This is a genomic window from Nitratireductor lacus, assembly GCF_056431025.1.
This window is the reverse complement of the sequence record NZ_JBWKMB010000006.1, coordinates 167,908-191,047: the sequence shown is the minus strand read 5'-3', so window position 1 is coordinate 191,047 and position 23,140 is coordinate 167,908. Positions and strand designations below refer to the sequence as shown.

Below are 23,140 nucleotides of genomic sequence, written 5' to 3'. Positions count from 1 at the left end.
ACCGTAAGCGGCCCCGGAAAACGCTGAACGATGGCAGAAAGAACAGCGGGCGACATCAGCGGACAACCGCACGAGACGGGCTTCGTTCCGCTCACGCGCGGGCTCTCGACCAAGCTTCTCTTGCTGACCGTGCTTTTCGTGATGATCGCGGAAGTCCTGATCTTCATCCCGTCGGTGGCCAATTTCGGCATGCAGTGGATGCAGCAGCGGCTCGACAATGCAGCCGCCGTCAGCATCATCCTCATGGAAGGCGAGGACGAGACGCTTGCCCCCCCGATACGCGACGAACTCCTGATGGCGACAGGCGTGAAGGCGATTGCCGTGCGCGATGCAGACGTCTCGCGCATTCTGGTCGTCACCGACATGCCGCCGGAAGTGGACGAGCACATCGACCTCGATGCGATCGCTCCGCCGGCGGCCATCGCCCAGACCTTTTCGACGCTCTTCTTCGGCGGCGATCGCGTGTTCCGCATTTTCGGCACGGTGGGCGACACGGGCAAGATTTTTGAGATCCTGATCGCCGACACGGGTCTCAGGGATGCCATGCTGACCTATGCGCGCAATGTCGCGTTTCTTTCGCTGATCATTTCACTCTTCACCGCGACGCTGGTCTTTTATGCCATCAACCGCATCATGATCCGCCCGATCCGCGGCATGACGCAGTCCATGCTGTCTTTCGCCGCTGCACCCGACGAGCCCGGTCGTGTCATCACACCTGAAGTTCGCGGCGATGAGATCGGCGTGGCCGAGCGCGAGCTCGCGCGCATGCAGGCAGCCCTGCAGAAAACGCTGGGTGAACAAAAGCGCCTCGCCGACCTTGGCCTGGCCGTCTCCAAGATCAACCACGACATGCGCAACATGCTGGCTTCGGCGCATCTCATCTCCGACCGGCTGAGCACCATCGACGACCCGGCGGTCAAAACCCTTACACCACGCCTGCTGCGTACGCTCGACCGAGCGGTGACCTATTCGGAGGGGGTGCTCAATTACGGTCGCACGCAGGAAGCGCCTCCCAGCCGCCGCCGGCTGCGCCTGCATGCCCTGGTCGAAGAGGTGCGCAATGTCCTGCCGCTCGATGCCGACAACAGCATCGAATTCACCAATGCGGTGGATGAGGACTTTGAAATCAGCGCCGATTCGGAGCACCTCTTCCGGGTTCTCTCAAACCTTAGCAGAAACGCCGTTCAGGCAATGGCGGGCGACCATGGCCCGTCTATCGTCAGACGCCTGACCATCTCGGCTGAACGGGTGGACCATACCGCACGCATTCATGTGACCGACACTGGCCCCGGCCTTCCGCAGAAGGCACGCGAAAATCTCTTCGCTCCGTTCCGCGGCTCCGCCAAAAGCGGCGGAACCGGTCTTGGCCTGGCCATCGCACAGGAACTGGTGCGAGCTCATGGCGGTGCCCTTGAACTGGTGGAAAGTACTGGTGGACATACGGTTTTCGCCATCACCATACCCGACGCAACGCCCTCGGCCTGAGGCACCAGAGCCGCGTGTACGCCGCCTGTGCAGATATCAGGAAAATTCCTTCGATAGCGCTTGCAATTCTGTGCCGCACTCGCTAGTTAACCGCGGTCGGCGGCAACAATGACTGCTTCGACGGTCGCTCACGCGATCACGCGCCCGTAGCTCAGCTGGATAGAGCACCAGACTACGAATCTGGGGGTCAGAGGTTCGAATCCTTTCGGGCGCGCCATTTCCAAACGGTCCATTCTTGTCACATGGTTTACATTTGATACCGGAAAGATGGGTTACACTTTCTCCGGTGCGCATGGGTTTTGTCCCGGTTCGGTGCGTTCTTCATTTTTTCTGACGAGATCGGGATAGTTGTCGTGGAACACGACACCAGTGCGACCATCCGAAAACGCCTGCACGGAATTGTCGCGCCCAGCGGCTCATAACCTGGCGATCACCAGATATGTATGTTGCTCGGCGGAAGCGCCAATACGGTCTTCAAAGCCCTGAATGGTGCGCCAAATTACCTGCTTGGGCTTACGGCTTACTTGTTCATAAGCCATGCCGAATGCTTGTTTGAAGCGTCGGCGATAACCGTATCGTCCGGAATAATTCAACTCAGTTTTGCGTTCCCTGTACCGTCTGTTCGAGCAAAAGCCATCGGTGTCGCTGGAGCACGCCAGCAATTTCACCGTATCGTTTCGTGCATCTTCCGGGCGACACCCCTGCGGGGATGCGCGCCGTTTTTGCCCGAAGACTGCATGGTGCTCCTGTTGCGTACACGACAAAAATCCAGATTGGCGAGGGCCGCGCCGGATCGTATTTCAGGCGTGCCGGGCACCCTCCAGACTTGCGAAAAGCGAGAGATAATGCTGCAGAAATACGAGGCTGAAACACACAGGAACGGGGTGTCGAAACAGGAAAGAAAGGAGAAATCTCAGATTATATCACCGGGGGATGGGGGCACCGGAGAGGAGCAGCTTGCAGTTCTGGACGCGCTTCTTCAGAGCGCGGACTTCCGGGCATCGGATCGCAACAGGCGCTTCCTGCGTTTCGTTGTCGAGGAAACGCTCGCAGGGCGTGCTGACCGGATCAAGGCGTTCACAATTGCGGTCGACGTCTTTGGCAGGGATGCCAGCTTCGATGCAACGGTCGATCCGATCGTCCGGATCGCAGCAGGACAATTGCGAAAGTCCCTGCGCGACTACTATGCGGGCCCCGGAAGGGCAGACCCGGTCCACATCTCCATACCGCTGGGGGCCTATATTCCGGTTTTTGAAAGGCGCGGCCCGAGAAACATATTTGCCGCACTCGCATACCGACATTTCTCTAGATCACGATCTTTGGCTGTAGGCGCCGGGCTCGTTGCCGCCTTCGGCCTTGCACTGTCGGTTGCACCCCTGCTCTGGCTAGACTTCACCACCCATGCGGACCGCAGTGCCGCCCCTGTACTCGTGCTCGATACCGCACGAACCAGCCAGGCAAATGCCAACGCCAACCAGCTTGCCGAGATGCTGAACGATGCATTGTGGTTGAATGTCGGGCGTGAGAGGGCCGTGCGTTCCGTCGGTGTGCGTCCGCATGAGAAACTTGAAACGGCCGTCTCCCGGATCAGGGCGATGTTCGGTCCTGAAAGCGACGTGTACGAACTGCTGACAAGCGTTCAGATAGAAGGAGACGAGGTACGGATCTACTGGCATCTCCTGGATTCGGCGTCTCGGGAGGTACAGGCCTCCTCTCTTGTAAAGGAGACGTTTCAACCTGCCGGCAAGGCGGCATTGGTCGAAACTGCCGCGGCCAGAGTGGCAGCGGCCCTGTTCGGATATGAAGGCGCCCTGGCGCAATATCAGACCGATGCCACTGTGGCCTCACACAGCACCGAGAATTAAAGAAATCTCTCAGGCGAACTTGAAATGCGGCCGCGCCAGAGCACCGGGCGCGGCCGCATCGATGGGGCGCTGAGCCGGCTGAGTTCCTGCACCTGTCTCTGGCCAGTCACGGCAGGGTGGGGATGACTTCAACAATCCAGGGCAATTCCAAGGAGCGTCGTAAACGGGCTGTGCCCGGAACTGCGGAAGCCGGATATCAGGGCCGCTTTATCGGTTTCGTGAAACGATGAAGCGCTCAGGCACCGCACAACCACGAAAATGGCTTGGCGGGCGTATCATTCCTAGCGTTTGATGCGCAGAAGGCGCCGCTTCCTGCGTGATGCGCGGCTGAATACGGGATGGTTGCGTTTGCACTCCTGAAGAACGTCCAGGTCCACGGCGCCCTGTCGGACAAGCATGATGTCGACTTCGGCGCTGGAAAATCCCAGTTCAGCCATTTCATCGAGGAGCCGGCAGATCGAGACGCGATCAATGAGAGGTTTTGCGGGCACGGGCAGGTCCGGTGAGTTTGGCCAGTCACGCGAGACACACGAGCCGATGCATGGGAGGGTCCCAAAGCCTCACCTGCACTTTCAGAAAGTGAGGCAAGGCTTTGGGAGAAAGCCGACCCGGGGGGCGGGAGGGCCGGCTTTGGCGGCCACTTCACAGGATGTGAAGTGAATTTCTGTTCCGCTTGTTACGGAGGGGAAGCGTGTGGACCGGTCGATGCAGGCCGGATGACTATGTTGTAACCAGAGAGCATCATCGCCCCGTCCGTTCTGATTTCATCTTATGATTGTAGTTTGCGAGAAACGCTACTTATGAGGAAATCAGGAAGTGCATTTTTTTGCGGTCCCGCGCATTTTTTCGAGCGGATTCGCCAATTGACAGCAAAGTGGCCGCGCGCCATAAACTTGCGTCTACGTTGAGAAACAAATGTTCTGATCGCGAATGATTATGAGCAGGGATTCAGGGGGAGGAAAATGGACGCATTCCTGAGCGGCCTCAAAGCGGCCGTTGATACGCTTGGCGCAACGGTTCTGTTGCCCATCGTCATTTTTGTCATTGCCGCAGTGCTGGGGGCCAAGATCGGCAAGGCATTCCGTGCCGCCGTGACCATCGGCGTGGCTTTCATCGGCATCAATCTGGTTCTCGGGCTGATGCTCGGCTCCATTGGCGACGTGGCGCAGGCTATCGTCACCAATACGGGCATTCAGCGTGACATTGTCGATGTGGGCTGGCCGTCTGCCGCCGCGATCGCCTTTGGCTCGTCGGTGGGCCTGTGGGTGATCCCGATCGGCATTGCGGTCAACATCGCGCTTCTGATGACGCGCATGACCCGCACGCTCAATGTCGACGTCTGGAACTTCTGGCACTTCGCGTTCATCGGCTCGCTCGCCGTGGCAGCGACAGGCAGCCTTGTCTACGGCCTCGTCGTGGCGGCTCTCATGGCAGCGCTTTCGCTGCTGTTTGCCGACTGGTCGGCCCGTGCCGTCCAGAAATTCTATGGCATTCCCGGCGTTTCGGTTCCGCATCTGGCATCCGCTCAGATCCTTCCGATCGCCATCGTGGTCAACTGGATCATCGAGCGCATTCCCGGCATCAACAAGGTCAACATCTCGACCGAAACCATTGAGCGCCGGTTTGGCGTGTTCGGCGAACCGGTCGTGCTCGGCCTGATCATCGGCCTGGTGCTCGGTGTCATCGCCTATTACAACGCCGGCGATTTCGGCACGATCCTGTCCAAGGTGCTGCAGACGGGCATGACGCTCGCTGCCGTGATGCTGCTCCTGCCGCGCATGGTGAAGATCCTCATGGAGGGGCTTCTGCCGGTGTCGGAAGCAGCACAGGAATTCGTGCGCAAGCGCACCGGCGACCGCGAGCTTCTGGTCGGTCTAGACTCGGCGATCCTTATCGGTCACCCGGCGGCAATCTCGTCGTCGCTCATTCTGGTGCCGATCGCCATCGTCCTGTCAATCATCCTGCCGGGCAATCGCGTGATCCTGTTTGCCGACCTGGCGGTCATTCCGTTCATCGTTGCGATGACGGCGCCCTTGATGCGCGGCAACGTGTTCCGCATGGTGATCGTCGGCACGGTGACACTGGCCGTGGGTTTCTATGTGGCCAACGCGCTTGCGCCCCTGTTTACCAGCGCTGCCGTGGATTCGGGCTTCGAAATGCCTGAGAACGCGGTGCAGATCACCTCGGTGGTCGACGGCTTCCTGTGGATTTCCTACGTGGTCATCGCAGCAATCCGGAACCTGGGCGCTGCCGGGCTGGGCGTGCTTGCCGCCATCATCGCGGCGTGCTTCTGGCTCTACCGCCGCAACACGCTGGCCTGGGAACGGGCGGCTGGTGCGGAAGACGACGAAACCACTGCACAAGAAGGCTGAATAGGTTAGTGAATGGCTGAAGCCCTTATTAACCACATCGACCCCGAGGCGATTGTCCTCGGGGTCGATGCCGATAGCCGCGAGGCCGTCATCCGACTGCTTGCCGACAGGCTCAAGGCAGCCGGTTACGTGAAAGACAGTTTTGCCGATGCGGTTCTTGCCCGCGAAGCCACGATGCCGACCGGGCTTCCGCTCGGCCACGCGGTGAACGTTGCGGTGCCGCACACGGATCCGGAACATGTGGTGAAGCCGGGCATCGCGCTTGCAACCCTCAAGAAGCCGGTGACTTTCGCAAATATGGAAGATCCGGATGAGGCCGTGGAAGTCGGCCTTGTCTTCCTGATGGCGCTCAATGACAAGGACCGTCAGATCGAAATGCTGCAGGAAATCATGGCCACGATCCAGAGCGAAGAGGCGATTTCCGGCCTCATGCAGGCATCGTCGCTTGACGATGTCGCTGCGGTTCTGAAGTAGAGCATTTTGCTGTCAGGTGGAATCACCTGACGTCCGCACAAATGCGGGAAAACAGGCAGTTGAAGCGGAGCGGCGTTTCCATGAAACGGTGAGCCGCTCTCGTGCCCAACCAATCGGGAGACACCTCATGAGCAAGAAGACCGTCCTGTTTGCCTGCGGCACCGGCATCGCCACCTCCACCGTGGTGGCCAGCGCTGTCACCGAGGCCATGAAGGAACGCGGCATCACCATCGAACCCCGCCAGTGCAAGGCCACGGAAGTGCGCTCTGAACTGAACGGCGTGGATCTGATCGTTTCGACCACGCAGCTGCCGTCGGACCTTGGCGTACCGTCCATTGTAACGCTCGCCTTCCTGACCGGCATGGGCAAGGCCGAGGTGCTCGACAAAATCGAGGCCGAGCTGCGCAAGTAAAACGCGATTCGTCGCCCAGAGACGGAGGGCCCGCCAACCGATCGGGTGCGGGCCTTTTCTTTTGCCGGCAGGGCAGAATTTCAGCCTTGTCCCGTCTTTTTCCCAGCACACGGGATGCCGGGTCGCCTGCGAGTTTTTCAATGGCTGCGACCGCCAGTTCGGCAGCGTGGATGTCAGGTCTGTGACACAGATGGAAGCAGCCAAAGTCGGCCGCAGGCTGGCCAGCCCTTGCCGTGACTGACGAACGGGTGGGCAATCAACCAGATCGGCTTTGTCACGTCCCGGTCTTTTTCACCTGCGGAGCCACGGCGAGTGCCGAGAGATCACGACTGGCATCAACCGGTTTTCGCCCGGCCTGCCTGCGCTCGGAATAGCGGTCTGTCAGAAGATCGACATGCGGCCGCAGCAGAATCGTGAAACGCACGAGTTCCTCGACCACGTCGACGATGCGCTCATAATAACTGGAAGGAAGCATCCTTCCGTCTCCGTCAAACTCCTGAAAGGCCTTCGCCACACTCGACTGATTGGGGATGGTGAACATCCGCATCCAGCGCCCGAGCAGACGCAGCGTGTTCACGGCGTTGAAGGATTGCGAGCCGCCCGAGACCTGCATGACGGCGAGCGTCCGACCCTGGGTCGGCCGCATGCCGCCCATCTTTAGCGGCAGGTGATCGATCTGCGCCTTCATGACGCCGGTGATCTGCCCGTGCCTTTCAGGGCTGCACCAGATCTGGCCCTCCGACCACATCGCGTGTTCGCGCAGCTCGCGTACCGCCGGATGGTCATCGCCCCTCACCTGGTCCGGAAGGGGAAGATCGGAAGGATCGAAGATGCGCGGTTCTCCGCCGAAGAAGCGCACGAGGCGCGCTGCCTCGTCCACAACAAGGCGGGAGTAGGAACGATCGCGCAAGGATCCATAAAGCAGCAGGATGCGCGGTGGTTCCTGCAATCCCACTGATAGCCCGCTTGCCGGCCTTTCAAATGCACAGTCCCGATCGAGTGCAGGTAGTGAATCGGGGTCGGGAAGCGTGCGAAGTCTCATTGTCAGCTTTCTTTCGGCAAGGGGTTGAGAAGCAGGGAGGACGCCTCTTTACCGCCCTCCTCAAGGCATCGCCCATCGATACCTTGATAGGCGATGCATAAGCACAAAATAAGCCGCATGGAATTCACGGCGTTCTTTGTGAGCGTTTCAGAGCCTCGGCTGACGCCTTACCGGCGAGAATGCAGTCGGTGGCTTCAAGCCACGCCGCAACGGCAATCTGGAACGCCTCGCGCCCTTTGTTGGTCAAGGTGTAGATCTTCCGTTCCCTACCCTGCACGATCTCGCGTTGCGCGGAGAGATATCCCCCGGCCTCAAACTCGTTGAGCATGGGATAGACCGTGCCCTCGGTGGGGCTGCAGCAACCATTGGTCGTTTTCTCGACGGCCTGGACGACCTCATATCCATGCATGGGCCTGTGATGCAAAACGCTCAGAACGAAGAACTTGGAGAGCGACATCTTGATTGTGCCCTGCCAGTAAGCCGGGTCGGTGAAATCGGGCGTCGGCCGTGAAACGGGACGAATTGATCTTGAAGCGCGGGCCATGAGCATCATGTATACCTCGATGCTCAAGGCGTCAAGCGCGTAGCGGTGGTTCGGTGCTGCGGCAGCATCACTTCGCCTTCCTCTGTCACGTATTCACTCCTTGCGTGGCGACAGCAGCCGTGTCTCGATCTCGAGCCTGTAGCGTGAGCCGATGTTGCGCCATTCCGTCGCGATCAGCCGCCGCACTGCATCCAATCGCTGCCTGGCCAGCCTATCCGTTTCGCCGGCATAAGATAGCCGCAGTACGGACGGCTCTCTGTCGAGCACGTTGATCAACTGGTCGATACGCAAGCGCCAATCCGGTTTGAGATCTTTCTCTCCGGGTTCAAACGCATCCGCCGTAAGTTCAAGCCGCACGACCCGGCTGATGGAGGCTCCAAAGAGAAACTCAGACGCCTTGCCGGCAGAAAGGCGGACGACGCGGGGATTTTCCGTCGTGACACGATAACCGGAAGGAAGTGATCGCGGATCCAACTTCAGGATATAGTTGGTTCCGATGCGCTGATCGGGAAGGTCCGCACACGCTACGTGGAAACGGCCATTGTCATCCGAAGTGACAAGAAGCCCTTTCACGGTTGCGACCCGAACACCGGGCAGACCGGGCTCACCCCCATCCTGATAGCCATTGCGATTCTTGTCATCAAACACTTTTCCGAGCAGGTCACCGCAGTCGAAAAGCGGATCCGGCACAATCTCGACCTCGGCTGTCGCAACACGCGAGGCCCTCTGCCCGTTGGCATCCTGCACCCAGGCCCGATTGATGTATGAACCGGGTTTCGCCGCAGCAGTCACGCGGAGTTCCAGCGATATCTCGACCTCTTCATCCGGGTTCAGCGTGATGCTCTCGAAGGTCAGCTGCCGACCGTCGATCTTGGGGGTCAACGCCGCGTTTCCGAGCATGGCCGAGCCAGAAACATATGCAAATGCGATGGGTATCTCATCAACGATGTCGACCACGCTCGGTGTATCAAATCCTATCCCCTGAGTCCGGATCACATAGCGCACGCGGCCACCGCGCTGAACCTCTGATGAATCGGCCGTCTTGCTGATCAGATAGCCCGGAAGGTTGAGAACTGCGGTAACCTCCGGCGACGTCGTTTTGTCCCCTTTCGGCCCAGTGCCTGTCGCTGTTGCCGAGTTCTGAACCCCATCCTCAACATCCTGAGCGTTGGCAATATCTTCCGCCGTCAACGTGTAGGTCGCCGCAAACGTCTTGCTTTCGCCCGGTTGGATCTCGGCACGTGCAGGCGCGAAAGCTGACAGCGAACCAGTTCCCGGCCTGCCATTGAACTTCGGACCGGGGTCGTGCGGTTCCACATCAGATGCCGTGACATTGCCGTCATTCGTTACAGTGAGCTCATAGAGGATAGTATCGCCAGGCTGCGCCAGCCCGCTTTTCGTTCCCCGAAACGTGCCGGTTTTCTCCAGTGCCAACGACAGTTTCTGCGGTAATTGAAGCACTGTCGGGTCGTCCGGGTCGTCATCGCCGTCCTGGTCCCGATCCTCCATATTCTCTGGATCGTCAGAAATATCAGTCACGGGCGCGCCCTTGGGCGTCTCACCGCGCGCGGTTGCCTGGTTCGTGATCTCGCCGGCGTCGACTTCGTCCTGGGTCAGCACATGCGTTCCCGAAATCGTCTCGCTATCACTTTGGCCAGAGCCGAGAGCTGTTATCGGTCCGCCGCTCGTGTTCGCCAGCGGGTCATCGACGACAATGTTCGAGATTGTCACATTGCCCGTATTTTCGATGTCGAACACATACCGAACGAGCTCACCCGCGTCGGGAAAACCATTGCCATTCGTATCGTCGGCAAGGTCGAAGGACGCCGATTTCGAAAAGCTCATCCCGGGATTGCTCGGAATGTCGAGCTGGGTGGCCCCACCCGGCTCTCCGCCAGGTGGCTGCGAGTCGACGATCACCTCTTCGCCCTTCGGGTTCTTTGCCTTGCCCTTTGCAACGTTCTCGATTGTACCGGCGTCCGCATCTTCCTGCGTGACGACATAGGAACCCGTGAAGGTCGTGGTGTCCTCGGCCTCTGGTTCAAGGCTTGCCAGCGGACCGCCCTGAACCTCAATCTTTTCATCCTCGACGGTCACGTCGGTCAGCGTGACATTGCCCGTATTCTTGACCGCGAACGTATACAGGATCGTCTCACCAATATCGATCACACCATCATTGTCGGCATCCTGATGCTCGGCATTCTTTACAAGGTCCATATCGCTGGTCTGCTCGAGCGGTGTCACCGTCTTGTCGCCCGGATTGCCGCCCGGCGGGGAGGACGTCGCATTTATCGGATCGCCGCGAGGGTCCGACCCTTGCGAGTGGGCACTATTGTCCACCTGACCTGCGTCGATGTCCGCCTGCGTGACCGTGTAAGTCCCTTTCACGCTCGAATCCGACAGGCCCGGTGCCAGCGACGCAATCGGGCTGCCCGAAACCGTCACCTTTTCATCCGTAACCGCGATGTTGGACAGAGTGACATTGCCGATATTCTCAACAGTGAAAGTATACTCGAGCGTCTCTCCGAGATCGGGGCGTCCATTGCCATTGGTATCGATCAGGACCGCACTTTTCTCCAGGGTATGTTCCCCGGCGGCGACAAGTTCGAGAATGGTTATATCATCCGGGTCACCGTCGCCTTCCAGGTCCACGTCCGCTGCGTTTGCCGGGTCGTCGGAAAGATCTTCGATGACGAGACCCGAGATCGGAACCGTGGCCGATGCCTTCGCCTGATTCTGCAAGGCTCCGGCATCCAAATCTGCCTGGGTCAGCGTATAACTCGCCGTGAAAGTCGAGCTATCTGTTGCACCTGCAGCAAGGTTGATGGGGCCGCCGGATACCGGAACTCCAGGAAGAGGGGCAGCCACCGTCACTCCGGTCAGATCAACCGAACCGGTGTTGGTGACGGCGAAAACATAGGAGACCGTCTCACCGACATCCGGCACCCCGTTCCCATTCAGATCGTTGAGTGTTGCAACATTGGTAAGCTCGAGTTTTTCTTCCTGAATAGTGTGTGTACTTTTTGAAACCGCCATTTCACCGCAGGTCTGTGTGCTTGTTAATTTGTAATCAGAGTTCTCGACGAGTTCGAGTTCGATTGTCTCGTCATCTTCAGACAAATTATCTTCAATGACACTTATACCGAGATCGAATTGATTTGCCGTATAGGTGCCCGCCGGGATTGAAATCGTGAAGCTTGTACCGCCGCCCGGTGTCGTGAAATCATCACCAAGCACAGCCGTTCCCCCAACCACATTCACTGTCACAGAAACCGGCGCATCCAGATAACCACTGACCACGAGCTGCGGGAGGTTCAACGACGTCCCGCTTTCCGCATTTCTGGTTTCACTTTGTGCGAACTCGATGAACGGGCGAATGCGCAGCTGAATTTGGTCGATGTGATTGCCAGATTCCGGACCTCCGCCAGACGCAGAAATTGAAGTGAAACCGAACTCCTGGAGACTCGTCGCTCCAGTCCATGTGAAGCTGCCCGAATAGTCTCTCCAGCTTCCCGCTTGAACGGAACTGCAGGTAGAGTCAGTGATCAGGCCGCCGCTGCCGCAATTGCTGTGACCGCCAACGCCGCCATTGTTTGTTGACGCTCGAACAACCCGCTGGGCGGTACCAATACTGAAATCCATGACATCGGTGCCCGAGAGGCCACGATGACTGAATTGCCAATCGATCTCGTCTCCCTCGAGCAGACATACCGTCTGGTAGATTCGGGATGGCTGGTGTGCATTGAGCTCCGCGTGCTGCCTTCCTGCACGCGACGGAACACCATTGTAGCCGCTTCTCCAGAGCTCGATCAGGCGACCTCTTCCGGTGCCACAGTTTCCATTGGACATGGGGTGTGTTGTCGACCATCCAGGAATTAAGCTGTCGGGCGCCTGCAAAACGTTGCACGCAATCGACGGCGATTCGAAGCCCAGATTGATAAAGCTTCTCTGGATCTGCGCGTCCGCCGGAGCAATGCTCAAGGTTATCACGCCGGTGATACCAAGCCATGTGGCCACGGCTCGGAAGCCAAACCTTCCCAACAATGACATCACCGACCAGACCGAGCGTTGAGAGGCGGCGCAACGGCCAGTTCCACCCTTTCTCCCAACGGCTTTCAGGTCCTGGCTGCCCGGCACCCATGGCGTATTCATCATTCCCCGCTCCTGAAGCGATTGATCCAGTGTGTTGGCTGCGCGGCGGAATCGAAAGTGACATTCAATATCGATACTATTGATGACCCGATGCAGACCCAACGGCGCTCATCCTGATCGAAAAGGGGGGCTTGGCAATGTCTTGCTTAGACTGAACGCGTAAGCGTTACCGTTCGCAAGCAGACCGACGAAGCTCAATCGGCTCGCCGGCAACGGGTTGAAGCGAAGGTCAAATCAAAGGGTTTTGGAGGACTGGTGCTGCCGGAGAGATTTGAACTCTCGACCTCTCCCTTACCAAGGGAGTGCTCTACCCCTGAGCTACGGCAGCAGCGCCGGAACGGAAACGCCTGATGAACGAACGGGCCGCAGGCGTCCTGAACACGAACGGGCAGCATCGCGCCCGCCTCTGTGATGCGGCGGACTTCTGCCACAATGATCGGCATTGCGCAAGCACACATTCGCATTCATTTGCTCACTTTGATAAAGGGCTGTGAAAATCGCCCCCGGGGCCGGTGCTGCGCCGCTTGCAGTGCGAGGACAGAGGGGTAGAGTTGCAGACCGGTGCTCCATGGAGTTTCACTTGAGCAAAGCCAGAAAGCCAGATGCTTCATCCCCCGCCGGTAAGGGCGATGACGAGCGCAAGGAGCGCCTTGCCGCGCAGTTGCGCGCCAATCTCGCCCGCCGGAAGGCGCAGGCCCGCTCGCGCCGCCAGGGCGAAGCCGACCAGCGCCCCGACGGGCTGCGCCCGGATGCGGCAGAGACCGACGAATAGCCTATCCGCATGCAGCATTCCCTGCCTTGCGCCGCGCGCGGCCATGTTTTAGGACCATTTGAAACGAATATGTCTTGCAACAACTGCTTCGCGGTATCGCATCCAGCGCCCGCCGCATCAGAAGCGGCCTTTACGATACCGCAAGGCAATCGGCGCATTCTGGCAAGTCGGGGACAATCCGAAAAGACGGACGACATCGGGAACTGCGCCCGGAAAGTGAGAACGGATGGATCGCATACGCATAACCGGTGGCAACGTGCTCAACGGCACACTGCCCATCTCCGGCGCCAAGAACGCCGCCCTGCCCTTGATGATCGCGTCGCTTCTGACCGATGATACGCTGACACTCGACAACGTACCGCACCTGGCGGATGTGGAGAGCCTGATCCGCATTCTTGGCAATCACGGTGTCGACTACTCGGTCAACGGCCGCCGCGAGAACCAGCAGAAAGGCTATTCGCGGACGATCCATTTCACCGCGCGCAGCATTGTGGACACCGTCGCGCCCTATGAGCTCGTTTCGAAGATGCGCGCGAGCTTCTGGGTCATCGGCCCGCTTCTGGCGCGCATGGGCGAGGCGCGTGTCTCGCTGCCCGGCGGCTGCGCCATCGGCACACGCCCCGTCGATCTCTTCATCGACGGCCTGCGCGCGCTGGGTGCCGAGATCGAGATCGAACAGGGCTATGTGCACGCAAAGGCCAGAAACGGCCTCATCGGCAATCGCTACGTGTTTCCGAAGGTTTCCGTCGGCGCCACGCATGTGCTGATGATGGCTGCCGCGCTCGCAAAGGGCGAGACCGTTCTTGAAAACGCGGCGCGCGAGCCGGAGATCGTCAACCTGGCCGACTGCCTCAATGCCATGGGCGCGAAGATCTCCGGTGCCGGCACGGACACGATCAGGATTGACGGTGTCACGAGCCTTTCAGGCGCGCGGCACCGGGTCATCCCCGACCGGATCGAAACCGGCACCTATGCGATGGCGGTGGCGATGACCGGCGGCGACGTGATGCTGGAAGGGGCGCAGGCCGATCTTCTGGAATCAGCGCTTGGCACGCTGGAACAGACGGGCGCCGAGATCACCCGCGCCAACACCGGCATTCGCGTGCGGCGCAATGGCGGCGGCATCAATCCCGTCGACATAACCACCCAGCCCTTCCCCGGCTTCCCCACCGACCTGCAGGCGCAGTTCATGGGGCTCATGACGATGGCCACGGGGCGTTCGCACATTACCGAAACCATCTTCGAGAACCGGTTCATGCATGTGCAGGAGCTGGCACGCCTCGGCGCGAAGATCTCGCTTTCCGGCCAGACCGCCGTCGTGGACGGCGTGGCGCAACTGCGCGGCGCTCCGGTCATGGCGACCGATCTGCGCGCTTCGGTCTCCCTCGTCATTGCCGCGCTTGCAGCGGAAGGGCAGACGGAGGTAAACCGCGTTTATCATCTGGATCGCGGTTTCGAGCGGCTTGAAGAGAAGCTTTCCGCTTGCGGCGCTGCGGTCGAGCGTATTTCAAGCTGAATCTGACGGGCGCAATGGTCATGGATTTTCTCAAGCTCGTAGCGCTCGACGATGTCGATCTCGGCATCCTTTCGGCGCACCTGCAGGATGCCGTCATCAAGGTCGGCGACCTGGCTTTCGAGCCGTCCAACCGGCGCTTCGCCGTCGCCTGCAACCGGTTTGTGTGGGAAAATGAGACCAGGCGCGGCTTCCTGAAGAAAACACCCCATGAACGCCGCCGCAGCATTCTTCACTTCGATCGCGTGCAGCATGTGCGTGCGGCCGGCATCGACCGCAGCCGCCCCGACGACGTGCTATCCCTTCTTGCGCTCAATTTCATACCGTCCGAAGAGGCCCCGGCCGGTGTTGTCGAACTGATTTTCTCCGGCAATGCCGCTTTGCGGCTCGATGTCGAGTGCATCGAGGCACGGCTGACCGATCTCGGCGCGGCGTGGGAGACGCCGAGCCGACCAAGACACGACGTCTGACATGGCCTGTCAGGACTCCGATACGGCACGTTTGATCGATGTCGAACTCGACGAGTCCGTTGGCCGCGGCACACCGGATATCGAGCATGAGCGCGCGGTCGCCATTTTCGACCTGGTCGAGGAAAACAGCTTCAGGCCCGTCGGCGATGGCGGCGAGGGCCCCTACAAGCTGAAACTGTCGCTCGTTGAGGCCAGGCTTGTCTTCGCCATCTCGCGCGAAAATGGCGAGGCGGTGGTCACGCACATTCTCTCGCTCACCCCGTTTCGCCGCATCGTCAAAGACTATTTTCTGATCTGCGAAAGCTATTACGATGCCATCCGCAGCGCGACGCCCAGTCAGATCGAGGCGATCGATATGGGACGACGCGGTCTGCACAACGAGGGATCGCAAACGCTGATGGACCGTCTGAAGGACAAGATCGAAGTGGACTTCGATACAGCTCGGCGGCTTTTCACGCTGGTTTGCGTGCTGCATTGGCGGGGCTGACAGACGTCATCGGTGCCGCCTCCATGGGAGCGCGGCCATGAACCCCGGCGCCGCGGACAAAACGCGTGCGCCGCAGTCGGTGCTGTTTCTTTGCGGTATGAACGCGATCCGTTCGCCCATGGCTGAAGCTCTGGCGCGTCATTTGCTGCCGGGCAGCGTGTTTCTGGCCTCGGCGGGCCTGCGCGCCGGCGAGCGCGACCCCTTTGTCGATGCGGTTCTGGATGAAAAAGGGATTTCACTCGGCGAGCGCCAGCCGCAATCCATCGAGGAGTTGGCCGACACCAATTTCGACCTTATCATCACGCTCTCACCGGAGGCGCATCATCGCGCACTCGACATGACCCGTACAATCGCGGCCGATGTCGAATACTGGCCGACAATGGACCCCACCGTCGTCAGCGGCACACGCGATCAGATTATAGCCGCATACCGGGATGTGCGCGACCGGTTGGCCGCATCCATTGCGCAGCGCTTTGAAACATGAAACAAAACCTACACAAATTGGCGTTTGCCGGGGTCTGGCTTGTTCACAAAGAGTAATGAATGAGCTAGGTTCCGCGCCAAATTCCGGTCGTCGGCCGGGAAAATCTTTAACAAGCTGAAGGTAACGGATGCCAAAGGAAGAAGTCCTGGAGTTTCCAGGCGTGGTCACAGAACTGCTGCCCAACGCGATGTTTCGCGTCAAACTGGAAAACGAACACGAGATCATTGCCCACACGGCCGGGCGTATGCGCAAGAACCGCATTCGCGTCCTGACGGGTGACAAGGTGCTCGTCGAAATGACGCCCTACGACCTGACCAAGGGTCGCATCACCTACCGCTTCAAATAGAAGCTGTCGCGGTCGGTGATATAGCGATGAGCGCACTGCAGAAACTCGTGCTGGCTTCCGGCTCACCCCGCCGCGTCGAGCTCCTGCAGCAGGCCGGCCTCGAACCTGATCGCCTTGCCCCTGCAAACATCGATGAAACGCCGCTCAAAAGCGAACACCCGCGTTCGCTTGCCAAGCGCCTGGCGCTCGGCAAGGCCGAAAAGGCGCATGAACGCCTTAAACAGGATGGCGAGGCAGAGGGCTGTTACCTGCTGGCCGCCGACACGGTCGTCGCTGTCGGGCGTCGCATTCTGCCCAAGGCCGAGATGGTGGACGAGGCCTCCAACTGCCTGCAACTCCTGTCCGGACGCACCCACCGGGTCTATACCGGGCTTTGCCTCATCACGCCGTCGGGCAAGCTTCGCCAGCGCCTTGTCGAATCGCGCGTCCGCTTCAAGCGTCTCTCGCATGAAGAGCTCGAAAGCTACCTGGCATCCGGCGAATGGCGCGGCAAGGCCGGTGGATATGCCATTCAGGGCCTGGCCGGAACCTTTGTCGTCAAGCTTGTCGGCTCCTATTCCAATGTGGTGGGCCTGCCGCTCTACGAGACTGTCAATCTGCTGGTGGCCGATGGCTACAAGGTCCATTTCAACTGGCTCTCCGGCGCCGGAGCGCATTGAAATGGATCAGCACCAGCCCGAAAAGGTCACGCCGCTGCGTCCAAAGCGCCCCTGCCCCGAATGCGGCAAGCCCTCGCAGCGTGCGTTTTATCCATTCTGCTCGAAACGCTGCAAGGATGTGGACCTCAATCGCTGGCTTTCGGGCAGCTATGCGATCCCCGGCCGCTCGATAGACGAAGAAGACGGCGACCCGGCCTGAACTCTCTTTCCGGAACGGACCATAAAAAAGCCCGGTCCAGAGGACCGGGCAATGTGCAGGCTGCCGGGGGGAAACCGGCCTTGCGGGAGTCAGGCCTGCATTGGGAAACTTTGAGCTGTCAGGGCTTCGGGTCGGTTCCGCCGTGGAGCGCTGTCATTCGCGTGCGTTCATAAGCGATTTCCTGCAGCGCCTGCGTTGCAAGCTTTCGCGGGTTGCGCAACGCCACCATGTCCACATCGCTACGTGTCAGGCCGATATCGGCAAGTTGCCAGTCGGACATCTCGGAGAGATGTCGCATTGCCGTTCGTACCTTCCAGTAACGCGTTGCCCTGGCCAGAAGCGATGCCGTAATCGCGCGCACCACGCCGGCCGGCTGCGCGACAGCGGTCATGGCGAAGGTCTGGGTTTCGGCGCGGGTCATCGTTCTGTTCCTTTGTGTCTTGAACGAAAAAGTGGCGAGCAGGCTTCTCTGTGAAATCGAGAGGCCCGCCCCATGAACAGGTACATGGTGTCAAAGCCTTATTGATTAGTCGAACGAATGTTTCTAATCTCTATCATCAACATCAATGATAGGTTTCGCCATGGCCGCCCCGCTCGACCTCGATCAGCTTTCCACATTCATCGCGATTGCCGACACGGGCAGCTTCACCCGGGCCGCCGAGGAGGTGCATCGCACCCAGTCCGCCGTTTCGATGCAGATGCGCCGGCTCGAAGAGCGCATCGGCAAGGCGCTTTTCCAGAAGGACGGCAGGACCAACCGGCTGACGGAAGAGGGCGAACGGCTTCTGACCTATGCGCGCCGCATGCTCCGGCTTAACCGCGAAACACTCGCAGCGTTCGACGATGCGAGCCTGGAAGGGCACATACGCATCGGCACACCGGACGATTATGCCGACCGTTTCCTGCCGGAGATCATGGCCCGCTTCTCACGCTCCAATCCACGTGTCGAACTTTCAGTGGCCTGCGAACCCACCACCAATCTTGTGGAGCACATCCGGCGCGGGAATCTCGATCTCGCTCTGGTGACCCACGACGATTCCAAGGGCGGGTCGGAACCGGTCCGCCGCGAACCCGTGCTCTGGGTGAGCTCGGCAAACCACACGGTTCACGAGCGCGAAGTGCTGCCCATGGCGTTCGGACGCCCCAACTGCCTTTGGCGGCGCACCGCCTGCGCGGCCCTGGAGGAGGACGGCCGGCAGTATCGTGTTCTCTTCACCAGTTTTTCGGCCACGGTCATCGCAACGGCCGTTCTTTCCGGTCTTGCCGTCTCGGTTCTGCCGGAATGCGCGTTGCGGCCCGGCATGCGCGTTCTGGGCGAGGCCGATGGTTTCAAGCCGCTGCCCGATTGCCATATCGGCCTGATGCGCGGCCATACCGGCCAGGTGGAGATCATCGATGCGCTCGCACGGCATATCAGCGAAAGCCTCGACAACCTCTCCGTCCCGGCTTTCATCGAAGAAACCGGCAGTTTCGACTTCCAGAGCGCCTTTCTCAATCCGCGTAGCAAACGGCTACGCCCCGGCCACGTGATGAATGGCTGGTAGGGAACCATGTGGATGGAACTTTCCCACGGGCTTGACCCTGCCTGCGCGGCCCGTCTCAATCCCGTGCCATGAACACATCCCGCCAAGCCGATTCGCAGAGCAATGTCGCGGAGTTTTCCGTCAGCGAGATTTCCGGTGCCCTGAAGCGTACCGTGGAAGACGCATTCGGCCATGTGCGTGTGCGCGGCGAAGTCTCCGGCTATCGCGGTCCGCATTCCTCCGGCCACGCCTATTTCGCCCTCAAGGACGACCGTGCGCGGCTTGAAGCCGTGATCTGGCGCGGCGTCTTCTCCAAGCTCAAATTCCTGCCGCAGGAAGGGCTGGAGATTATCGCCACCGGCAAGCTGACCACCTATCCGGGCTCGTCCAAATATCAGATCGTGATCGACAGCGTCGAGCCGGCAGGTGCCGGCGCGCTCATGGCGCTTCTGGAAGAGCGCAAGAAGAAGCTCGCCGCCGAAGGGCTGTTCGACGACAGCCGCAAGAAGCCCCTACCCTTCATGCCGCGCGTCATCGGCGTGGTGACCTCGCCCACCGGGGCTGTCATCCGCGATATCATCCACCGGATTTCCGACCGCTTTCCCGTGCACGTCATGGTCTGGCCCGTGCGCGTGCAGGGGGAGACCACCGGTGATGAAGTTTCCAACGCCGTGGCCGGCTTCAATGCACTGCCCGAGGGAGGCCCCCTGCCCCGGCCGGACCTCCTGATCGTCGCGCGCGGTGGCGGCAGCCTGGAGGATCTCTGGGGCTTTAACGACGAAGCCGTGGTGCGTGCGGTCGCAGCCTCAGACATACCGGTGATTTCCGCTGTCGGCCACGAGACGGACTGGACGCTGATCGACCTCGTCGCCGACCGGCGCGCACCCACGCCCACGGGTGCTGCGGAAATGGCGGTGCCGGTCAGGGCCGAGCTTGAAGCCTCCCTCGCCCGCCTTTCCGCGCGTCTCAAGGGCGCGATTTCACGCGAGGGCGACCGCAAGCGGCAGGCGCTGCGCGCGCTTTCACGCGCCCTGCCCTCTCCCGATCAGCTTCTTGCCCTGCCGCGCCGCCGCTTCGATGAAGCCGCAGGCCGGCTCGGCCGCGCCCTTTCGGCAGCAACACAGCGCAAGCGCATCGCATTCAACAGCCTGCGCCTTTCGCCCGCGACGCTTGAACGCCGCCTCATTGAGGCGCGCCGCCGCACCGCGGCCTCCGGCGAGCGGCTGCCGGGCGTGTTTCTTGCCCTCGTGCGCGCCCAGCGCACACGGTTCGACCGCGATGCGGCACGCGTTTCCCCCATGGCGCTCAACCAGCGCATTGCCCATTGGCGCGACCGTCTTGCCCAGGCCCGACGCCGGGCGGACACGCAGGTCGACATTCTGTTGAAGCAGGGGCATGCAAGTGCGGATCAGGCCATGCGGCTCGCCAGATCGCTTTCGCATGAAGGCGTCCTGGAGCGGGGTTTTGCGCTTGTGCGCGGCCCCGACGACCTGCCGTTGAAGCGTGCAACGGACATCCAGCCCGGCCTTGAACTACAGATCCAGTTTGCCGACGGCGTTGCCCGCGCGGTGGCTGCCAGCGATGGCCGCAAGGCCGTCCCTGGCACGAAGAAGAGCAAACCGCCGAATGACGGACCGAAGGGTCAGGGAAGTCTGTTTTAAGGCATCGGCCCGAAAAGCGGAAGCGGGACGAATACCAGTCATCCTTTACCGCATCGAAACCTTGAACCTTTAGCGTTCCGACGGAATGAGGATGGTGTGATGACGACAGCGCTGCTGGTTTCCGGCGTTTTGCAGAATTTGGGGATCGCCGCAGTCGCTGCACTGTTTTACGACATCGTCCTGCGCAGCTGCCCGACGCCGAGCGTGCGGCATACGCTGGTTGCACTTGTCTTCGCCGCCGGTGCCGTCGGCTCGATGACGCTCCCCGTGGAGGTTGCACCCGGCATCATCTTCGATTTGCGCAACGCTTTCGTCATTCTTGCCATGAGCTTCGGTGGATGGCTTGCTGTCGGCGCCACCACGCTTGCCGCTTTCGCCTACAGGCTCTGGCTGGGCGGTGCCGGGGCGCTCCCCGGTGGTGTCGGCATATTGATGTGCGCGGCTGCCGGTGTCGTTTTCGCCCTCTATTTCAAAGGCCGGCGCACCGGGCTTTTCGCATTCGCCCTGCTCGGTGTTTTCTGCGCCGCTTCGCTCGTTTCGATGTTTCTGCTGCCCTTTGAAACAGCCGTGGCCATCTTGATGAAAGTGGGTCCGGTGATGCTCGTCATGAACATTCTCGGCACCATGATTGTCGGCGGCATTGTTGATCGGCAGAAGCGTCAGTTTGAGCGCGAGAACACCCTAACGCGGGAAGCCTCCACCGATTCTCTGACACGGCTTGCAAACCGGCGCGCCTTCGACATGCGCGGCCCCGACCTGATGGAAGCGGCAAGCCAGCGCGGCGATGCCTGTGCACTGATGCTGATCGACATCGATCATTTCAAACAGATCAACGATGCGCACGGGCACGATGTCGGCGACAAGGTTCTGCAGCATCTGGCCGTTCTGGTCCGTTCCAATGTGCGAAAGACCGACCTCGTGGCCCGCTATGGCGGCGAGGAGATCGCGCTCGTTCTCCCCTCGCATGATGCAAAACGCGCCTTCGGCCTCGGCGAGCGCCTTCGCAAGGCCGTTGCTGCTACACCCTATCGCCACGAGGGGACGCTGGAGATTAATCTGAGCGTGAGCATCGGTCTCTACGCCAGCGACGGCTTCGAAGATGTCGAACCATTTGCGACTGCTTTCAAACGCGCAGACATGGCGCTCTACCGTGCCAAGGAAGCAGGCCGGAATCGCGTCGAGATCGCACTCGCCGCGTAATTCGCTCTCTGGTCAGCGGTCAATCCGTCTCCACCGCTGAAGCAGTTCCGCCTCCATCCCCTTGAAGCAGAAATACAGGGTTACGATCAGAAGCCCCTTGGTGACGATGGAAAGGAACTGCAAAAGCCCTCCATCGACGATGCCCATCAGGCCGTGGGTGGCGATGAGTTCCAGATTCGCCATCGCGATGTTGATCAACTGAAAAGACAGGAACGCGGTGGCGAAGGCGCAGAACGCCATGACCAGAAACAGAAACAGCCAATGGTAACGCGACAGTCGAAACAGCTCTTTCATCGGCCTTACCAAATCTCCCCCAGGCTTCACTTCAGATCGCCGCTCCCGCGACAGCGGGTGAGATTATACCCGCTCCCGGCGCCTTTCGCACTCGGGTGAACCCGGCTGGAGGTGCGGCAATGACGCTGTCAAAACCGGCGCGCGCGCCGCCCCTTCAATGCCCACTATGAAGCGGCCTACAGGCGCCGTCGCACCACACCGTAGATCAACAGGCTTCCGCCGATGATTGACGTGGGCTCCCATGCGCTCGTATCGATCGCAATCATGGCGCCGCCTCCGACAAGTTCGAGTGCATCGTGGACCAGTTTGCTGCGATCTTCAGGCGTCGCCTGGATCGCTTCCCTTCTGGCCCGTTCGGCATAGCCGCAGCAAATGTCTCGCGCATTGTGGAACAGGCGATTGAGATTCTCTGCCTCGGCAATCCAGTCCTCGGTCTCGCCGGTTCCCACAACAACATCCTGAAGCGCAGTCAGCAACCGGACCGCGACCCGTTCGTCCATCTGGGACTGTACGAGAAGCGCGCGCTCGCGCTGTGCAAATCTTTCGAAGAAGCCGCGAAAATCCTCAAGCCATCCCGGTGCATCGGTGTCGACCGTGTCGCGCAGGGCGATGACTTCCTCGAGATCCCTTGCGTAATCCGGATCGGCAAGCACCTCGGAGAAGGTCCGGCAGCCGATTTCCAGGATCTCGGCCAGCTCCTCGTTTGAGATGGGCCGGTCAGGCGGCGGGAAACTCAGCCACATCCGGTTTGTCGCCATCACCCAGAATTTCTCGTCGACCAGAACGCCCATATCATCCTCCCATCCGCAGGCATGCCGACAGTCTGTGAGAACGATCACCGATCGGCAAATGATAAAAAGGCGTAGGTTGCCGATGGCCGGACCGGCCCAGGACTCGCCAGCCGCGCCTTTTGGACAATCCCGAATCGCATCAAGGCTCGGCCTGCCGCTCAAGCACAGCCGGGCGTGGCAGCCCCACGCACGGTGGCAGACGTCAGAGCACCCAGCGCGCGAATAAGCCGGCGCGGCGATGAACGATGTAATCGGAATGGATCTTGGGGGAAATGGTACGGTTGGGTGGATTCGAACCACCGACCTCAGGAGCCACAATCCTGCGCTCTAACCAACTGAGCTACAACCGCACACGACCGGTGACCGGCAGCCGCGTCAATACGGGCAAATGATCG

General features: G+C 60.2%; 23 protein-coding genes and 3 tRNA genes. 17 read left to right on the top strand and 9 right to left on the bottom strand.

Annotation, left to right across the window (positions count from 1 at the left end):
- Nucleotides 1-30: 30 nt before the first annotated feature.
- From AC07E3_RS07270 to AC07E3_RS07260, 3 genes are all read left to right on the top strand, one after another.
- Entirely contained in the window at nucleotides 31-1,485 is a 1,455-nt protein-coding gene (locus AC07E3_RS07270) for a HAMP domain-containing sensor histidine kinase (protein ID WP_336066736.1), read from the top strand.
- A 140-nt stretch (nucleotides 1,486-1,625) separates the two neighbouring features.
- Nucleotides 1,626-1,702: transfer RNA gene (locus AC07E3_RS07265), tRNA-Arg, on the top strand.
- A 226-nt stretch (nucleotides 1,703-1,928) separates the two neighbouring features.
- Nucleotides 1,929-3,350, top strand: a complete 1,422-nt coding sequence (locus AC07E3_RS07260; RefSeq protein ID WP_478360912.1) for a hypothetical protein — start codon at nucleotides 1,929-1,931, stop codon at nucleotides 3,348-3,350.
- Between the two features lie 281 nt (nucleotides 3,351-3,631).
- Here AC07E3_RS07260 and AC07E3_RS07255 read toward each other — a convergent pair whose 3' ends face one another.
- Complete coding sequence (locus AC07E3_RS07255) at nucleotides 3,632-3,841, bottom strand: hypothetical protein (RefSeq protein WP_336066768.1); 210 nt, start codon at nucleotides 3,839-3,841, stop codon at nucleotides 3,632-3,634.
- Nucleotides 3,842-4,312: 471 nt separating this feature from the next.
- Here AC07E3_RS07255 and AC07E3_RS07250 point away from each other — a divergent pair, with 471 nt between their 5' ends.
- The 3 genes from AC07E3_RS07250 to AC07E3_RS07240 all read left to right on the top strand — a co-directional run bounded on the left by AC07E3_RS07250 (nucleotide 4,313) and on the right by AC07E3_RS07240 (nucleotide 6,608).
- Nucleotides 4,313-5,722, top strand: coding sequence for a PTS galactitol transporter subunit IIC (locus AC07E3_RS07250; protein ID WP_478360910.1), 1,410 nt, complete (start codon nucleotides 4,313-4,315; stop codon nucleotides 5,720-5,722).
- 12 nt (nucleotides 5,723-5,734) lie between these two features.
- Entirely contained in the window at nucleotides 5,735-6,196 is a 462-nt protein-coding gene (locus AC07E3_RS07245) for a PTS sugar transporter subunit IIA (protein ID WP_478360908.1), read from the top strand.
- 127 nt (nucleotides 6,197-6,323) lie between these two features.
- Nucleotides 6,324-6,608 carry a PTS sugar transporter subunit IIB gene (locus AC07E3_RS07240; RefSeq protein ID WP_336066775.1) on the top strand — a complete coding sequence of 95 codons (285 nt, stop codon included), beginning with the start codon at nucleotides 6,324-6,326 and terminating at the stop codon, nucleotides 6,606-6,608.
- 274 nt (nucleotides 6,609-6,882) lie between these two features.
- Here AC07E3_RS07240 and arsH read toward each other — a convergent pair whose 3' ends face one another.
- The 4 genes from arsH to AC07E3_RS07220 all read right to left on the bottom strand — a co-directional run bounded on the left by arsH (nucleotide 6,883) and on the right by AC07E3_RS07220 (nucleotide 12,674).
- Nucleotides 6,883-7,650: an arsenical resistance protein ArsH gene (gene arsH / locus AC07E3_RS07235; RefSeq protein ID WP_478360906.1), complete on the bottom strand. Its 768-nt coding sequence runs from the start codon at nucleotides 7,648-7,650 to the stop codon at nucleotides 6,883-6,885.
- 124 nt (nucleotides 7,651-7,774) lie between these two features.
- The gene (locus tag AC07E3_RS07230; protein ID WP_478360904.1) at nucleotides 7,775-8,203 is read right to left on the bottom strand and encodes a PadR family transcriptional regulator; all 429 of its coding nucleotides are present in this window, start codon (nucleotides 8,201-8,203) and stop codon (nucleotides 7,775-7,777) included.
- A gap of 84 nt (nucleotides 8,204-8,287) precedes the next feature.
- Nucleotides 8,288-12,349, bottom strand: a complete 4,062-nt coding sequence (locus AC07E3_RS07225) for a DUF7507 domain-containing protein (RefSeq protein ID WP_478360902.1) — start codon at nucleotides 12,347-12,349, stop codon at nucleotides 8,288-8,290.
- Between the two features lie 250 nt (nucleotides 12,350-12,599).
- Nucleotides 12,600-12,674: transfer RNA gene (locus tag AC07E3_RS07220), tRNA-Thr, on the bottom strand.
- Nucleotides 12,675-12,914: 240 nt separating this feature from the next.
- Here AC07E3_RS07220 and AC07E3_RS07215 point away from each other — a divergent pair.
- The 8 genes from AC07E3_RS07215 (at nucleotide 12,915) to yacG (ending at nucleotide 17,276) form a co-directional block, all read left to right on the top strand.
- Nucleotides 12,915-13,118 carry a hypothetical protein gene (locus AC07E3_RS07215; RefSeq protein ID WP_336066785.1) on the top strand — a complete coding sequence of 68 codons (204 nt, stop codon included), beginning with the start codon at nucleotides 12,915-12,917 and terminating at the stop codon, nucleotides 13,116-13,118.
- Between the two features lie 226 nt (nucleotides 13,119-13,344).
- Nucleotides 13,345-14,634 carry a UDP-N-acetylglucosamine 1-carboxyvinyltransferase gene (gene murA / locus AC07E3_RS07210; RefSeq protein WP_478360900.1) on the top strand — a complete coding sequence of 430 codons (1,290 nt, stop codon included), beginning with the start codon at nucleotides 13,345-13,347 and terminating at the stop codon, nucleotides 14,632-14,634.
- Between the two features lie 20 nt (nucleotides 14,635-14,654).
- On the top strand, nucleotides 14,655-15,101 hold the full coding sequence (locus AC07E3_RS07205) for a DUF2948 family protein (RefSeq protein WP_336066789.1): 447 nt from the start codon (nucleotides 14,655-14,657) through the stop codon (nucleotides 15,099-15,101).
- Between the two features lies 1 nt (nucleotide 15,102).
- Nucleotides 15,103-15,588: a UPF0262 family protein gene (locus tag AC07E3_RS07200; RefSeq protein WP_336066791.1), complete on the top strand. Its 486-nt coding sequence runs from the start codon at nucleotides 15,103-15,105 to the stop codon at nucleotides 15,586-15,588.
- 37 nt (nucleotides 15,589-15,625) lie between these two features.
- Nucleotides 15,626-16,072, top strand: a complete 447-nt coding sequence (locus AC07E3_RS07195; protein ID WP_336066793.1) for an arsenate-mycothiol transferase ArsC — start codon at nucleotides 15,626-15,628, stop codon at nucleotides 16,070-16,072.
- 127 nt (nucleotides 16,073-16,199) lie between these two features.
- Nucleotides 16,200-16,418: a translation initiation factor IF-1 gene (gene infA / locus AC07E3_RS07190; protein ID WP_006200926.1), complete on the top strand. Its 219-nt coding sequence runs from the start codon at nucleotides 16,200-16,202 to the stop codon at nucleotides 16,416-16,418.
- Between the two features lie 26 nt (nucleotides 16,419-16,444).
- Entirely contained in the window at nucleotides 16,445-17,077 is a 633-nt protein-coding gene (locus AC07E3_RS07185) for a Maf-like protein (RefSeq protein ID WP_065816394.1), read from the top strand.
- Nucleotide 17,078: 1 nt separating this feature from the next.
- Entirely contained in the window at nucleotides 17,079-17,276 is a 198-nt protein-coding gene (gene yacG, locus AC07E3_RS07180; protein WP_336066996.1) for a DNA gyrase inhibitor YacG, read from the top strand.
- A 118-nt stretch (nucleotides 17,277-17,394) separates the two neighbouring features.
- On the opposite strand, the gene AC07E3_RS07175 is transcribed toward yacG, so the two are convergent.
- Nucleotides 17,395-17,697, bottom strand: a complete 303-nt coding sequence (locus AC07E3_RS07175; protein ID WP_223004842.1) for a DUF1127 domain-containing protein — start codon at nucleotides 17,695-17,697, stop codon at nucleotides 17,395-17,397.
- 160 nt (nucleotides 17,698-17,857) lie between these two features.
- Between AC07E3_RS07175 and AC07E3_RS07170 the strand changes: the two genes are divergently transcribed.
- The 3 genes from AC07E3_RS07170 (at nucleotide 17,858) to AC07E3_RS07160 (ending at nucleotide 21,660) form a co-directional block, all read left to right on the top strand.
- Nucleotides 17,858-18,820 (top strand): LysR substrate-binding domain-containing protein, encoded by a 963-nt coding sequence (locus tag AC07E3_RS07170; RefSeq protein ID WP_223005233.1) that lies wholly within the window; start codon nucleotides 17,858-17,860, stop codon nucleotides 18,818-18,820.
- A gap of 68 nt (nucleotides 18,821-18,888) precedes the next feature.
- A complete protein-coding gene (xseA, locus tag AC07E3_RS07165; protein ID WP_336067000.1) occupies nucleotides 18,889-20,460 on the top strand; it encodes an exodeoxyribonuclease VII large subunit in 1,572 nt (523 codons plus the stop codon).
- Between the two features lie 99 nt (nucleotides 20,461-20,559).
- Nucleotides 20,560-21,660: a diguanylate cyclase gene (locus tag AC07E3_RS07160; protein WP_478360897.1), complete on the top strand. Its 1,101-nt coding sequence runs from the start codon at nucleotides 20,560-20,562 to the stop codon at nucleotides 21,658-21,660.
- Nucleotides 21,661-21,672: 12 nt separating this feature from the next.
- On the opposite strand, the gene AC07E3_RS07155 is transcribed toward AC07E3_RS07160, so the two are convergent.
- The 3 genes from AC07E3_RS07155 to AC07E3_RS07145 form a co-directional block, all read right to left on the bottom strand.
- On the bottom strand, nucleotides 21,673-21,954 hold the full coding sequence (locus AC07E3_RS07155; protein WP_478360895.1) for a hypothetical protein: 282 nt from the start codon (nucleotides 21,952-21,954) through the stop codon (nucleotides 21,673-21,675).
- Between the two features lie 176 nt (nucleotides 21,955-22,130).
- Complete coding sequence (locus tag AC07E3_RS07150; RefSeq protein WP_478360893.1) at nucleotides 22,131-22,745, bottom strand: hypothetical protein; 615 nt, start codon at nucleotides 22,743-22,745, stop codon at nucleotides 22,131-22,133.
- 273 nt (nucleotides 22,746-23,018) lie between these two features.
- A tRNA-His gene (locus AC07E3_RS07145) sits at nucleotides 23,019-23,095 on the bottom strand.
- Nucleotides 23,096-23,140 lie beyond the last annotated feature (45 nt).